This window comes from Mycobacterium sp. E1715 (genome assembly GCF_001667625.1).
Classification (GTDB): Bacteria; Actinomycetota; Actinomycetes; order Mycobacteriales; family Mycobacteriaceae; genus Mycobacterium.
On the sequence record NZ_LZJJ01000375.1, the window covers coordinates 1 to 14,181 of the forward strand.

At 68.4% G+C, this 14,181-nt stretch carries 14 protein-coding genes and 2 pseudogenes; 8 read left to right on the plus strand and 8 right to left on the minus strand.

Annotated elements, in window-relative coordinates; all coding sequences use genetic code 11:
- Positions 1–271, minus strand: a pseudogene (locus tag A9X03_RS30400) (aldose 1-epimerase); the annotation flags it as partial.
- Between A9X03_RS30400 and A9X03_RS18685 the strand changes: the two are divergent.
- Both A9X03_RS18685 and A9X03_RS18690 read left to right on the plus strand, forming a co-directional pair.
- A pseudogene (locus A9X03_RS18685) lies at positions 266–958 on the plus strand (aldose 1-epimerase); the annotation flags it as partial. The pseudogenes A9X03_RS30400 and A9X03_RS18685 sit on opposite strands and share 6 nt — an antisense overlap.
- 9 nt (positions 959–967) lie before the next feature.
- Positions 968–1,315, plus strand: a complete 348-nt coding sequence (locus A9X03_RS18690) for a YbaB/EbfC family nucleoid-associated protein (protein ID WP_068262381.1) — start codon at positions 968–970, stop codon at positions 1,313–1,315.
- A 3-nt stretch (positions 1,316–1,318) separates the two neighbouring features.
- Here the strand turns inward: A9X03_RS18690 and A9X03_RS18695 are convergent, their stop codons facing one another.
- Complete coding sequence (locus A9X03_RS18695; RefSeq protein WP_068262390.1) at positions 1,319–1,753, minus strand: hypothetical protein; 435 nt, start codon at positions 1,751–1,753, stop codon at positions 1,319–1,321.
- Positions 1,754–1,776: 23 nt separating this feature from the next.
- Between A9X03_RS18695 and A9X03_RS18700 the strand changes: the two genes are divergently transcribed.
- Entirely contained in the window at positions 1,777–2,091 is a 315-nt protein-coding gene (locus tag A9X03_RS18700) for a WXG100 family type VII secretion target (RefSeq protein WP_067760029.1), read from the plus strand.
- 2 nt (positions 2,092–2,093) lie between these two features.
- On the plus strand, positions 2,094–2,384 hold the full coding sequence (locus A9X03_RS18705; protein ID WP_067760023.1) for a WXG100 family type VII secretion target: 291 nt from the start codon (positions 2,094–2,096) through the stop codon (positions 2,382–2,384).
- On the opposite strand, the gene A9X03_RS18710 is transcribed toward A9X03_RS18705, so the two are convergent.
- Complete coding sequence (locus A9X03_RS18710; RefSeq protein WP_067760020.1) at positions 2,359–3,480, minus strand: hypothetical protein; 1,122 nt, start codon at positions 3,478–3,480, stop codon at positions 2,359–2,361. The two genes, A9X03_RS18705 and A9X03_RS18710, sit on opposite strands and share 26 nt — an antisense overlap.
- Before the next feature lie 81 nt (positions 3,481–3,561).
- On the opposite strand from A9X03_RS18710, the gene A9X03_RS18715 reads away from it, so the two are divergent.
- Together A9X03_RS18715 and A9X03_RS18720 are read left to right on the plus strand one after the other, a co-directional pair.
- Positions 3,562–4,875 (plus strand): putative toxin, encoded by a 1,314-nt coding sequence (locus tag A9X03_RS18715; RefSeq protein ID WP_068262394.1) that lies wholly within the window; start codon positions 3,562–3,564, stop codon positions 4,873–4,875.
- Between the two features lie 44 nt (positions 4,876–4,919).
- Complete coding sequence (locus A9X03_RS18720) at positions 4,920–5,507, plus strand: hypothetical protein (RefSeq protein ID WP_067760014.1); 588 nt, start codon at positions 4,920–4,922, stop codon at positions 5,505–5,507.
- Positions 5,508–5,510: 3 nt separating this feature from the next.
- Here A9X03_RS18720 and A9X03_RS18725 read toward each other — a convergent pair whose 3' ends face one another.
- The 4 genes from A9X03_RS18725 to dnaK are packed head-to-tail and all read right to left on the minus strand — an operon-like array spanning position 5,511 to position 9,617.
- Positions 5,511–5,894 (minus strand): heat shock protein transcriptional repressor HspR, encoded by a 384-nt coding sequence (locus tag A9X03_RS18725; RefSeq protein WP_067268708.1) that lies wholly within the window; start codon positions 5,892–5,894, stop codon positions 5,511–5,513.
- The gene (dnaJ, locus tag A9X03_RS18730; protein ID WP_067760011.1) at positions 5,894–7,072 is read right to left on the minus strand and encodes a molecular chaperone DnaJ; all 1,179 of its coding nucleotides are present in this window, start codon (positions 7,070–7,072) and stop codon (positions 5,894–5,896) included. Before dnaJ ends, A9X03_RS18725 begins: the two co-directional genes overlap by 1 nt.
- A gap of 53 nt (positions 7,073–7,125) precedes the next feature.
- Positions 7,126–7,758, minus strand: a complete 633-nt coding sequence (gene grpE / locus A9X03_RS18735) for a nucleotide exchange factor GrpE (protein ID WP_067760008.1) — start codon at positions 7,756–7,758, stop codon at positions 7,126–7,128.
- Entirely contained in the window at positions 7,755–9,617 is a 1,863-nt protein-coding gene (gene dnaK / locus A9X03_RS18740) for a molecular chaperone DnaK (RefSeq protein WP_067760005.1), read from the minus strand. The genes grpE and dnaK overlap by 4 nt, the downstream gene beginning before the upstream one ends.
- Before the next feature lie 298 nt (positions 9,618–9,915).
- On the opposite strand from dnaK, the gene A9X03_RS18745 reads away from it, so the two are divergent.
- A complete protein-coding gene (locus A9X03_RS18745; protein WP_068262398.1) occupies positions 9,916–11,364 on the plus strand; it encodes an amino acid permease in 1,449 nt (482 codons plus the stop codon).
- Here A9X03_RS18745 and A9X03_RS18750 read toward each other — a convergent pair.
- Positions 11,361–11,924, minus strand: coding sequence for an NTP transferase domain-containing protein (locus A9X03_RS18750; protein WP_068262399.1), 564 nt, complete (start codon positions 11,922–11,924; stop codon positions 11,361–11,363). The two genes, A9X03_RS18745 and A9X03_RS18750, sit on opposite strands and share 4 nt — an antisense overlap.
- 51 nt (positions 11,925–11,975) lie before the next feature.
- Here A9X03_RS18750 and A9X03_RS18755 point away from each other — a divergent pair.
- The coding region (locus A9X03_RS18755; protein ID WP_068262401.1) for a xanthine dehydrogenase family protein molybdopterin-binding subunit at positions 11,976–14,181 on the plus strand (2,206 nt) is incomplete at its 3' end.

Genomic DNA, 14,181 nt, shown 5'->3' on the forward strand with positions numbered 1-14,181 from the left:
CGTGGATCGGCAGGCCGTTGGGATCGGCGCGAACCCCGTTGTCGCCCGGTGTCAGCGTCGTCGTCACGCCTTGCGCGGTATAGCTGTTGGCGCCCAGGCGGTTTGCCCAGGGATACAGGATCGGGATCCCCATCGTCTTGCCATTGGCCACATAGGCGTCCAGCCCGCGCCGTTGCCCCAACAGCTCCACGCCGGCGTCGCTGAGCGAGGTTCCGATCATGCCCGCCCCGGGCACGAACTCGGCGGTCAGCGCCGATGCCTGGTCGCGCAAGGCGTGACGACGACGCTGACACCGGGCGACAACGGGGTTCGCGCCGATCCCAACGGCCTGCCGATCCACGGCGTGCTCGCCGCCTACCCGGGCTGGCGGGTGACGGCGGAGTCGGCCGACGAATTGGTGGCCGAGTTGGACTTCGCCGCCGATCCGCGATTGCTGGCCAGCTTTCCCTACCCGCATGTGCTGACGGTGGCGGTGCGGCTGGCCGAGCGGACACTGACGGTGCGCACCACGGTGACCGCCACCGGCGACCGCGCCGTCCCGCTGTGCTTCGGCTTTCACCCCTACCTGCAGCTGCCCGACATCCCGCGCGCCGAGTGGGTGATCGAGGCCCCGCCGCTGCGACACCTGCTCCTCGACGACGTTGGGCTGCCCACCGGCGAATCCGAACCTCAGCCGTCCCTCTCGGAATCCTTGGGAGACAAGGCTTTCGACGATGCCTACGACGAGGTGCCCGACGGCGCGGTGTTCGCGGTCTCCGGCGGCGGCCGCCGCATCGAGGTGCGCTTCGAAAGCGGGTATCCGGCCACGCAGATCTTCGCGCCCACCGGCGACGACCCCGCGACGCGGATCGTCTGCTTCGAGCCGATGACCGCGCCGACCGACGCGCTGCGCCGCGGCGGCTACCGCTGCGCGCGGCCGGGCGAGCCCGCGGTCTCCCAATTCTCGATTCACGCATAGGGATTCGCGATGTCCGACCCGACCCACTCCCAGATCGGGCGAATGATCGAGCAGTTCCAGGCGGTCATAGCGCTTCTCGACGAGCAGGTCCGGCGGATGCAACGAGTGGCGATCGTGGTCAGCGACCAGACCGGCACGGTCGAGGTGACCATGAACGGCCATCTGCGCCTGACCGGCCTGGTCATCGATCCGGGGATACTGGCCCTGGGCGCCCAGGAGGTGACGAGGCGGATCAACGAAGCAATAAGCGAGGCAACCGAATTCGCCGACGAGTGGGCGGACGAGGACATTGTCGACCTGGAGACCCGGGTCGCCGACGCGCTGGCGAAGCTCAGGGACCTGCCGCCGCCGACGTAGCGCTCACGCGACCCAGACGCGGCGCTCCGCCCGGTGAGCCGACGGCGACTCCAGCGCCAGCCGGCCGTCCGCGTCCAGCGTGTAGGGGAAGATCAATCCGATCGCCACGCCCTCGCGGTGCTCGGCGGTGAGCTCGATGCCGTCCCGGTGCTGTTCGGTCAGCGTCACGTTCACCGCCACCACTGCGGCGCGCAGCGAGTCCTTCACCTCGATGAGTCCGCGCCACTGGGCGGCGAGCTGCTCGGCCACCCGTAGATCCCGGCCGCGCGGGTAGTTCGGCTGGACGGCCTGGCGCTGACCCTGAGCGGACACGGCCAGCGCGAACGGCAGGAACTCGCCCGCCGCGGCGATGCGCTCGGCCGCGAAGGTGACCGCGGCGTCGACCAGGCCGTCCAGGTCGGCCTGCGCCAGCTCCGTCACTGTGTCGCGCCAACCCATGCGCCGAGGGTAGCCTGCTCACCATGGGGGCCAACGAGCTGCGCGTCTACTGTGCCGAGCTGACCCGCGCATCCAGGGACACCACCGGCGCGGCGGACGAGATCGAGGGCCTGCGGCGCAAATTGGGAACGCAGATGGGCGACCTTGGCCGCACCTGGACGGGTCAGGCGGCCACGGCATACCTCAAAGTCTGGTCGGACATCGACGAAGAATGCGAAGCCATGCTCGCCGACCTGCGCTGGATCGGGGAATCGCTGTCGGCGGCCGCCAATGCCTACGCGCAGATGGAAACCAACGGGGCCAACGCCTTTCGAGCCCTCGAACCCCCGGGGGTGTAATCATGGCCCGACGCACCGTCAACGAGGACGAACTGGTGGACGCGGCCGACGCGATGCGCCAGTTCTGCCTCGTGATGAAGGACCGACTGTCCGAGGTGGCCAAGGATCTGCAAGGCCTGCAGGGCACGTGGGAGGGCGTGGGGTTCGACGTCTTTCTCGAGCGGGTGCAGCACTGGCAGCGCTGGGCGGACGAGACGAGCGAGCAGGTGTTCGACATGCACCTCAACGCGCACATCGCGCACCGCAACTACACCCACAACGCCGAGGTCAACACCTCGATGTGGGGCGGATAGCCGCCGGCGTATTGGTCGGGCTGTTCGGCGGTCCGTATTCCGGCGGAATCTCGCCGACCCGAAGGCTTTTCGGGAACGGATCGGGCAGCGCCGCGAGCTGGCCGCGGTCCGTGGGCTCCTCGGTGGCGGCGAAAAGCGCCCCCTCGTCGTAGAACGTGGTGCCCTCGGACGGCAGATATTCGCGGACGATCGGCAGGTACTCGGTGCCGAACCAGATCCACCAGATCGGGTGGGACGGTAGACCGAGTATCCCGTCCGCCCCGCGCAACAGGCCGCTGACGTCCTTGTTGACGTCGGTCGGCCCGGAGAGCTTGTGGTTGCGCAGCACCTCGCCGGTAGCCAGCACGCTGCCGCGCCGGCGGGCGAACTCGACGAAGAACCGGCGCACGGAGTTTCGCCAGCGCGGGTCGTCCAGCGGCTCGGCCACAATCCACAGAGTGTCGACGCAGACACCGCCCCACTCTTTCGGGAAGAGCCCGCCCTCGAGGCAGGGGAACGTCGCCTTGAACCGCGCCACATCGGAATAGACGTCCACGAACCGGGCGTCACCGTCGCGGTCTAGTCGGTAACGCAGCGGGTCCGATTCGCCGAAGCGGCGCGGAAGGGCCTCGGGGAGGAGCTTTCTCGCGAGTTCGAGCCAGAGCGTCGGGGCGTTGGGCGCCGACACCGGCGAGTACCAATCAAGCTTGAGGACTCGGATCAACTCGCTGTTGGGTCGGCTGGCCTTGCGAGCCCCTCGGGCACCGAGGATGTCCTCGGTCTGTTCGTCGACCGCCACTCCCCCCGCGGCGACGGCCAACGCCTTGGCGAACCGCCGCGCCGGCCGGACCTCGGCCGGGTCGCTGCCCTCCACGCTGATCTGCCAGCTGATGGCCGGCTCGAGAAGGTAGGGCACGACGTCGTCGGGCACGTCCTCGGGCTCGATCTCGTGGGGCCCGAACACGGTGAATGCATAGGTGTCGTCTTTGCCGCGCACCACGGTGACCTCACCGTCCCCGCTGTCCCCGATCGACAGCCCGGGGACGGATTCGACGATCGCCTCCAACTCCTCGTCGTCGACGCTGCCGGCCGCGTAGACCGTCAGGTCATACGACATGAGGTGGCCCCTTTCCGGGTGTAAACGCGAAATCCCAGGCTGCCATAGAATCGGTTCGCCGGTGGGAGAGCGGGGCGGGGAGTGACGGACGTCGATCCGGAATTGTTCTACGACGCGGCCGCTGCCTACAAGGAGAACAGCGACCACGCCGCCGCCGCGTTGCGCAAACTCGCCGGCGTCCAGGCAGCCAACGCCGCCGGGACGCACGGGGTCGGCCCGCAGTGGGCGGCGGCCTTCGACACCGCCGCCGACGAGGCCGGCCAGGTCTCCTTCCGGCTGGTCAACGTCTTCGACAACCTCGGTACCCTGTTGCGCCAGGACGGCATCAACCACGACGAGACCGAAGAGGCGTCCACCCTCAACCAGCGCGACGCCTTTGGGGCGCCGATCACGCCGCCGGGCCAGTCCGCCGGAACCTACATCGACGCGGCGGTCGATGTCGGCTCGGTCGCCGGGGGCGGCGATCCGGAACCGCCGCACTGGGACCTGGTGCGTGGTCAGATCACCGACGGCTGGCCCGACGGGCACCCCGACCGGGTGCATGCGGTCGGGTCGGCGTGGGAGACGTTCGGGCACGACCTGGTGCACATCGACGACCAGCCCTCACCAGAGGAGCAGCGGCTCATCGTCGACGTCGAGGCGGCGGAGATCGCGTTCGTCGTCGACCGGCTCAATGAGGCGCGCGTCGTCAGCACCGACATCGCCGGCGCGTGCGGGGACCTGTCGCGCGCGGCCAAGGACTACGGGGACAAGCTCAAATCGGTCAAGGACGACATGGCCTTCGTCGTCCGCAGCCTCGATCTGATCGTCAAGATCCTGGACGGTTATCCGCCGCAACTGCACCTCATCACCGAGGCCATCAAGCGGACGTTCATCGCGACGGCGGTCACCCAGATCAACGGGCTGAACACGGCGCTGCGGACCACGGCCACCACCTCGATGACGGACCTGACGTCGGCCACCACCGCCACGAACGCCGCGTTGCCTACGGTGAAGACACTGCTCACCCTGGTGCCACGACGGGTGGATCCGACTCCGACGCAACGGGTCAACGACAACCGCCTCAAGGGCCGCCGCGCCGAACAACTCGCCGGCATCGACCAAGACGCCAAGCGACCGATTCGTGTGACCGACCCGCAGACAGGCGCGATCAGAACACGAATTCCGGATGAGATCGATGACCGCAATCACGTGGTGCGCGAGGTGAAGAACGTGCAGAAGCTGGACGCCACGCGGCAGATCCGGGACATGGCACAGTGGGCACGGGACAACGGCTACAAGTTGGTCATCGTGGTGGACAAAGGCCGCACCAACGTCGGCAGCGTGGAGGACACCTTGCGAACGGACTACCCGGGGTTGAACGTGGAGATCGATCAAAGCATCAACCTCTCATGAGATCACCAGGCGACCCCGCTACTTGGCCGGAATCCGAGCAGGCGATGAAACGGGAACTCGACGCCGCAGGCATCCCCGAAGACACAGTCTGGGAATTGGTGAACTCACCCAACGACTATCCGCAGGCGGTGCCAATCGTCGTGGACTGGCTGCAACACCTCGATGAACGCGTTCCTCGTAATGAGGACCGCCGGGCGTGGCGTGCCGGACTGATCCGTAACCTGATCACTAAGCACGCCAAAGGAAACCGCGCCGCCGTAGACGTCCTGTTTGATCAGTTCAACATCGAGCCTCCGCTCAGCAACCTGGAACTCGAAGCCGCCGGCTTCGCGCTGGCCAAAATTTGCGAGCGCTCCGACTTCCCGCGTATCGCCGCCCTGATTCGCTCCGAGCGCGACTTTCCCACCAAATCGCTGCTGGTGGAATGGATCGGCCAAATCAAGACCGAGGAGGCGAAAGAGCTAGCGGTGAGCCAGCTTCCGTATCCGGCCTCCCGAATCCCGGCCATGAAGGCGCTGGTGCGTCAACGCGCTACGGGTGTGCGCGACGCCGTCGCGAAATACCTCGACGACGAGCACGAGATCTTCCGCAAGGAAGCCCGCAAAACCCTCGACAAACTGCCCGAGGACTGAAGGCTAACGGCCCCTGCGCGGCTGCCAGACCACCACGGCGGTGCTCTTGGGCACCACCGCCAGGTCGCGGCGCTGGCCGGCGCGCACCTGCGCCAGCTCCTCGGTCAACTCCTTCACCCGCGCCTGCAAGGCCTCGACCTGGTTGGTCAGCTCGATGATGCGTTTGATGCCGGCCAGGTTGACGCCCTCGTCCTGGGACAGCCGCTGCACCTCGCGCAGGAGGTCGACGTCGTGCTCCGAATACCGCCGTCCCCCACCGGAAGTGCGGCGCGGACTGACCAGGCCGAGGCGATCGTAGGTGCGCAGGGTCTGGGCGTGCATGCCGGCCAGCTCGGCGGCCACCGAGATCAGGAACGTCCGGGATTCCTCCCGTGAATTCTTGGCCATCAGCGGTTACCCGCCCATCCCGCTCGCGGGTCGAACCCACTGGCCCGCTCGGCGGCCGCGTACGCCTCCAGCGCCTCCGCCGCGGCGCCCTCGACGTTGGGCGGCACGGCGACCTTGACGGTGACCAGCAGGTCCCCGTTGCCGCCGCTGCGCTTGGGAACGCCCCGACCACGCACCCGCAGGATGCGTCCGTCGGACGTGCCCTTGGGCACCCGCACGCCGACCTTGCCGTCCAGCGTGGGCACCGAAATCGTTGAGCCCAAAGCCAACTCGGCGAAGCTGACGGGGACGGTCACGGTGAGGTCATCACCGTCGCGGCCAAACACGTTGTCCGGCCGCACATGTACCGTCACGTACAGGTCGCCCGACGGGGCCCCGCGCAGGCCCGCCTCGCCCTGCCCGGGCAGCCGGATGCGTTGCCCGTCCTCGACGCCCGGCGGGATCCGCACGTTGATGGTGCGGGTCCGGGTGGTGACCCCGGTGCCCTTGCACTCGTCGCAGGGGTGCTCGATGATCGAGCCGCTGCCCCGGCAATCGGTGCACGGTTCGGAGAAGCCGAACGCGCCCTGGTTGCGGCTGATCACGCCGGAGCCGTTGCAGGTGGGGCACACCTTGGGGCTGGTGCCCGGCCGCGCGCCGCTGCCGTGGCAGTTGGTGCACGGCGCCGGGCTGGTCAGCCGCAACGGCATGGCCACACCCTTGGCGGCCTCGACGAAGTCCAGCTGCGTCTCGGTCTCCAGGTCGTTGCCGCGTCGTGGCCGGCTGGGACGGGCCCCGGCGCCGCGCCCGAACAGGCCGCCGAACAGGTCACCGATGTTGGTTCCGCCGCTGCGGCCGGCGGCATCGAACAAATCGTTGAGGTTGAACTCGGCGCCGTCGCCACCGACGTTGAAGCCACCGAAGCCGCCGGTGTCGAACCGGCGACCGCCGAAACCGCCGCCCGCGAACAGGCGGCGGGTCTCGTCGTACTCCTTGCGCTTCGCCGGATCCGACAACACGTTGTGCGCTTCCGAGACCGCCTTGAATCGCTCGCCGGCGGCCGGATTGTCGGGATTGGCGTCCGGATGCAGGTCGCGCGCCAGCTTCCGGTATGCGCGTTTGATCTCTTCGGGACTGGCGTCAGAGGAGACGCCCAGCTCCTTGTAGAAGTCCTTTTCGACCCATTCACGCTGGGCCATGTCGCGTCACCCCCTTCACCTTTGGAGTTCTGTTGTTGTGCTGATTGTGTGGTCTATTCACCGGATGCGCCGGGGTTATCGCCCGATTCGACCGGCGCGGCCGCCGGAGCGCCCTCGTCGGCCACCGTGTCGATGACCCCGACCAGGGCGTGCCGCAGGACCTGGTCGCCCAGTTTGTAACCCTGCCGCATGACCGTGCCGATCACCGGTTTGGAGCCGTCGCCGCCGTCGCCCTCGTGCTGCACCGCTTCGTGCAACACCGGGTCGAAGTCCTCGCCTTCCTCGCCGAACGCGACCAGGCCCAGCCCGGTCAACGCGCCGGTCAGCTTGTCGGCCACCGACTTCAGCGGGCCGGACTCCAGGTCGCCATGCTTACGCGCCCGCTCGAGATCGTCGAGCACGCCCAGCAATTGGCTGACGACGCCGGCCTTGGCCCGGTCCGCGGCGGCCTGCTGGTCGCGCAGCGCGCGCTTGCGGTAGTTGGCGAAGTCCGCCTGGACCCGTTGCAGGTCGCCCAAAAGTTCGGCGGCCTTGCCGGCCTCCTCGGGTGATTCACCCGCGAAGTCGCCCGGCGCGGCCTCTCCCGGCTCGGAGCCGGGAGAGGACCGCCGGACTTCACCGGTTTCGGGGTCGATGCGCCGCTTGTCGGTGACGGTCACCTGCTCGTGTGGATTCCCTTCGGTCACTTGGCCTCCCGGTCGTCGTCGACCACCTCCGCGTCCACCACGTCGTCAGCGGAACCGGCCTGCGGGCCTCCGGCACCGTCGCCACCGGCACCGCCGGCCGCTTGGGTCGCCTCGTAGATGGCCTGGCCGAGCGCCTGGGACTCCTGGCCCAGCTTCTCCATCGCCGACTTGATCGCGGAGATGTCGGTGCCTTCCAGCGCGGACTTGGCCTCGGCCACGGCCGCGTCCACCCTGTTCAGGGTGTCCTCGGGGACCTTCGAACCGCCCTCGGCGCCACGCTGTTCGGCGACGAACTTCTCCGTCTGGTAGACCAGCGTCTCGGCCTGGTTGCGGATGTCGGCCTCTTCGCGGCGCTGACGGTCCTCCTCGGCGTGCGCCTCGGCGTCCTTGATCATCCGGTCGATCTCCTCCTTGGACAGGCCGGAGCCCTCCTGGATCTTGATCGTGTTCTCCTTGCCGGTGCCCTTGTCCTTGGCCGTGACGTGCACGATGCCGTTGGCGTCGATGTCGAAGGTGACCTCGATCTGCGGGACACCACGGGGCGCCGGCGGGATGCCGGTCAGCTCGAAGGAGCCGAGCAGCTTATTGTGCGAAGCGATCTCGCGCTCACCCTGATAGACCTGGATCTGCACCGACGGCTGGTTGTCGTCGGCCGTGGTGAAGGTCTCCGACCGCTTGGTGGGGATCGTGGTGTTGCGCTCGATGAGCTTGGTCATCACGCCACCCTTGGTCTCGATACCGAGACTCAGCGGCGTGACATCAAGCAGCAGAACGTCTTTCACCTCGCCCTTGAGGACACCCGCCTGCAGCGCGGCGCCAACGGCCACCACCTCGTCGGGGTTCACGCCCTTGTTGGGCTCCTTGCCACCGGTCATCTCCTTGACCAGGTCGGACACCGCGGGCATGCGGGTGGAACCACCCACCAGCACCACGTGGTCGATCTCGGACACCGAGATGCCGGCGTCCTTGATCACAGACTGGAACGGCTGACGCGTGCGGTCCAGCAGATCCTGGGTGATGCGCTGGAATTCGGCGCGGGTCAGCTGCTCGTCGAGGAACAGCGGGTTCTTGTCGGCGTCGACGGTGATGTAGGGCAGGTTGATCGAGGTGCTCTGCGAACTCGAGAGCTCGATCTTGGCCTTCTCGGCGGCCTCACGCAGCCGCTGCATCGCCATCTTGTCCTTGGTCAGGTCGATGCCGCTGGTGCCCTTGAACTTGTCGACCAGCCACTCGACGACCCTGTCGTCCCAGTCGTCGCCACCGAGGTGGTTGTCACCGCTGGTGGCGCGGACCTCGACCACGCCCTCGCCGATCTCCAGCAGCGACACGTCGAACGTGCCACCGCCGAGGTCGAAGACCAGAATGGTCTGTTCCTTCTCGCCCTTGTCCAGGCCGTACGCCAGCGCCGCCGCGGTGGGCTCGTTGACGATGCGCAGCACGTTGAGGCCGGCGATCTGGCCGGCTTCCTTGGTCGCCTGCCGCTGGGCGTCGTTGAAGTACGCCGGCACGGTGATCACGGCGTCGGTGATGTCCTCACCGAGGTACGCCTCCGCGTCGCGCTTCAGCTTCATCAGCACCCGGGCGCTGATCTCCTGCGCGGTGTATTTCTTGTCATCGATCTCGATGGACCAATCCGTGCCCATGTGCCGCTTCACCGAACGGATGGTGCGGTCGACGTTGGTCACCGCCTGGTTCTTGGCGGGCTGGCCGACGAGCACCTCGCCGTTGCGCGCGAACGCGACGATGGACGGGGTCGTCCGTGAGCCCTCGGAGTTGGCGACGACGACGGGGTCCCCGCCCTCGAGAACTGCGACGACGGAGTTGGTGGTCCCGAGGTCGATACCGACCGCACGAGCCATAGTGATTCCTCCTGATTGAGTAGAGCTTCTTTGGTGCCACTATGCTGAGTGAACCCCGCTCAAGCCTGCTCTTGCCGACACCGTGGTGTCAACCCAGCATTGAGTGTGGTTCGCTCAACTTGTCGATGATGGTAACGGCCAGGGTCGCGGTCTTGTTCCCGGGGGCTCTGCGACGGCGTCGCGGAGCACTGCGGCCTGGTCGGGAACACACCGGCCCGGGCCGCGGCCACTGACCGAGCGCGCCGGCGGACCGGTGGGTTAGCCTGAGCCTTTCCCGGAGCCGACACGGCAGGACCCAATGTCATCGCAAGACAGCGCCGCCGCGCGGCTCGCCCGTGAAGACTCGGGCTATCACAAGGGCCTGAACAATCGCCAGATCCAGATGATCGGCCTCGGCGGCGCCATCGGGACCGGCCTGTTCCTCGGCGCGGGCGGAAGGCTCGCGTCGGCCGGACCGGGGCTGTTCCTCGTCTACGGGGTCTGCGGCATCTTCGTCTTCTTGATCCTGCGCGCCCTCGGCGAGCTGGTGCTGTACCGCCCGTCCTCGGGATCCTTCGTGTCCTACGCCCGGGAGTTCTTCGGCGAGAAGGCCGCCTTCGCGGCGGGCTGGCTGTACTTCGTCAACTGGGCGATGACCGGGATCGTGGACACCACCGCGATCGCGCACTACTGCCACTACTGGACGACGTTCCAGACCGTCCCGCAGTGGACGCTGGCGCTGATCGCGCTGGTCGCCGTGCTCGCGATGAACCTGATCTCGGTCAGGCTGTTCGGCGAGCTCGAATTCTGGGCCTCGCTGATCAAGGTGCTGGCCCTGGTGACGTTCCTCGTCGTCGGCACCGTCTTTCTGGTCGGCCGCTTCAAGGTCGACGGTCACGACCCCGGTGTGGCGCTCTGGGACAGCCACGGCGGACTCCTGCCGGCCGGCTTGCTGCCCCTGGTGCTGGTCACCTCGGGCGTGGTCTTCGCCTACGCCGCGGTCGAACTCGTCGGCATCGCGGCCGGCGAGACCCCAAATCCGCACAAGATCATGCCGCGGGCCATCAATTCGGTGGTCTTTCGCATCGCCATCTTCTACATCGGCTCGACGGTCCTGTTGGCGCTGCTGCTGCCACACACCGCCTATCGCGACCACGTGAGCCCGTTCGTCACCTTCTTCTCCAAGGTCGGCTTCGGCGGGGCCGGCAGTGTGATGAACCTGGTCGTGCTCACCGCCGCGCTCTCCAGCCTGAATGCCGGGCTGTACTCCACGGGCCGGATATTGCGGTCCATGGCGATCAACGGCAGCGGCCCGAAATTCACCGCGCCGATGACCAAGAACGGCGTGCCCTACGGCGGAATCCTGCTCACCGCCGTGGTCGGCCTGTTGGGCATCGTGCTCAACGCCGTCAAACCCAGCCAGGCGTTCGAAATCGTGCTCCACATCGCCGCCGTGGGCGTGGTGGTCGCCTGGGGGACGATCGTGGCGAGCCAGCTGCGGTTCTACCGGCTGTCCCGCGCCGGTGAGGTGCAGCGGCCGCACTTCCGGATGCCGCTGGCGCCCTACAGCGGCTACCTGACGCTGGCCTTCCTGGCCGGCGTCCTGGTCCTGATGTTGCTGGACAAGGTTCAGGGCCCCTGGCTGCTCGGCGCGCTGGCCCTCGGCATCCCCGGGCTGATCGGCGGCTGGTACCTCGTCCGCCATCGCGTGCACGCGGCCGCCCAAGACGCCGCGCTGCCCGCCGCCGACCCGCCCGCGGCGGCCTAGGGCTCGTCGATGTCCTGACCGCCGGCGAGATCCGCGCAGTCGACGATCTCGACGTCGCGCCGGGTCCGCAGGTACGCGCCGGCGCCGCTGTCGCCGGAGATGCTCGACAGGACCTCGGGCCAATGGCGGCGGGCGACGACCACCGGATGCCCCGGGCGGTCGCCGAACGCGGCGCGCGCCAGCCCGGCGGGTGATGCGATCGCCCGGCCGAGAACGCGCGCGACCACCGCGGGCCCCACATCGGGGGCGTCGACGACGTGCAGCACCGCGTAGTCCGCGCGCAGCCGGTCGGCGCGCTCGATGCCGGCGCGGACCGAGGCGCTCAGCCCGTCCCGCCACCGCAGGGCCGTCACCGCGGTGGATCCGGCCGGAACCGCCACCTGGGCGGCGCCCAGCACGACGACCACGTCCGCGCAGCCCCCGGCCCGCAGGGCGTCGACCGCGGCCTGAAGCCACCCGTCGACCAGCACCTTCGGCTTGCCGTAGCGCCGCCCGGCTCCCGCGGCCAGCAGCACCCCGACGCTGCGCGGCGCCGGGCCGCTCGACTGCGATAACGCCACTCTCCTATGATGACATTCAGCTTCTCGCCTAGCGACAACCAATGGAGCACGATGACTCAGGACGTGCAGTCTCCCTCCACTCCGGCGCCCCGATACGCGGGCACCCGAGTCCAGCGGGTCGAGGACGGCCGGCTGCTGACCGGCCGCGGCAGCTTCGTAGACGACATCTCGCGGCCCGGCATGCTGCACGCCTGCTTCGTGCGCAGCCCGTTCGCACGGGCGCGGATCAACGGCATCGACGCCTCGGCCGCGCTGGCGCTGCCCGGCGTGCGCGCGGTGTTCACCGCCGCCGACCTCAACCCCGACGTGCGGGAGGCCTGGCACGCCGTCGCCGGCAAGGACGTCCAAGACACCCCGCGCCCGCCGCTGGCCGAGGGCGAGGCGAAGTTCGTCGGCGACCCCGTCGCCCTCGTCGTCGCCGAGAGCCGGTATGTCGCCGAGGACGCGCTGGAACTCATCGACGTGGACTACGAGCCGCTGCCCGCCGTCACCGACTTCACCCGGGCGCAGGCCTGCGACGTGCTGGTGCACGACGCCTACCCGAACAACGTCGCCGGCGGGATGGGCGGGGCCCCGCCGGACGAAGAACTGTTCGCCGGCGCGCCGTGCGTCGTCAAGGAGAACATCTACCAACAGATCTATGCGCCGGTGCCGATCGAAACCCGCGGCCTGGTCGTCGAATGGACCGCCGCCACCGGAGAACTCACGATGTGGGCGTCCACCCAGACCCCGCACGAACTGCGGGCGTTCTGCGCCCGGCTGTTAGGCATTGCGGCACAACGGGTTCGGGTCATCATGCGCGACACCGGCGGCGGCTTCGGCCAGAAGGTCGTCCCGATGCGCGAGGACATGTGCATCATGCTGGCCGCCCGCAAGGTGCCGGCCGCGCTGAAGTGGATCGAGGACCGGCGGGAGAACCTGATGTCGGCCGGGCAGGCGCGGCACGTCGACGGCACCGCCCGCATGGCCTTCGACGACGAGGGCAACATCGCGGCGGCCGACATCGACTTCGTCCAGGACATCGGCGCCTACCCGACGCCTTATCCGGTGCTCACCACGGCCGCCATCGGCATGTTCTTTCCGGGCCCCTACCGGGTGCCCAAGGCCAGCTTCAACTACAAGACGGTGTTCTCCAACACCAGCGGCCTGGCCGCCTATCGCGGCCCCTGGCAGTACGAGACGCTGGCCCGCGAGATTCTGCTGGACATCGCCGCGCGCAAGATGAACATGGACCCGGTCGAGCTGCGCCGGCGAAACCTGTTGCGCCGCGACGAGATGCCCTATTTCAACCCCAACGGCATGCCGTATGACCACGTCGCCCCGATCGACACCTTCGAGCAGGCCGTGAAAATCCTTGACCACGAAGGCTTTCGCAAAGAGCAGGCCGAGGCGCTGGCGCAGGGCCGCTACCTGGGATTGGGGTTCTCGGCCTACATCGAACCGACAGGCGCGGCGACCGGCCACCTGGCCACCGAGGGTTGCACCATCCGCATGGAGCCCACCGGCAAGATCAACGTGTACGTCAACGGCGGCTCGAGCGGCAACAGCATCGAGACCACGGTCGTGCAGCTGACCGCCGACGCGCTGGGCGCCGACATCGACGACGTCGCCACTATCCAGGGCGACACCGCGGTCACCCCGTACGGGGCCGGGACGCAGGGCAGCCGCAGCGCGCCCATGACCGCCGGGGCCGTCAACGAGGCGGGGGCGCTGCTGCGCGAGAAGATCGTGGCACTGGCCGCCCACCACCTCAAGGTCGCAGAATCCGAAGTGGACCTGGCGTTTTCGGTGGCCAGCGTGCGCGGCGAGCCCGACAGGTCGGTGCCGTTCGGCGAGCTGGCGTACGTCGCGCACTACTCGCCGCAGCTGCTGCCGCCGGGGATGTCGACCAACCTGGAGGCGACCGCCCGGTTCAACTCGACCAATCCCATCCACTGGTCCAACGCGACGCACGCCTGCACCTGCGAGGTGGACGTGGCCACCGGCAAGGTGACGCTGCTGCGCTATATCGTCAGCGAGGACGTCGGGCCGATGATCAACCCCTCGGTGGTGGAGGGCCAGATCGCCGGCGGCACCGTGCAGGGCATCGGCGGCGCCCTGATGGAGGACTTGGTTTACGACGACGACGGCAACCCGCTGGCAACGACTTTCGTCGACTACCTGCTGCCCACCGCCACCGAGGTGCCGCCGATCGAATTCGGCCACGTCGAGATACCCGGACCGGGGCCCGGCGGCTATAAGGGCGCAGGCGAGGGCG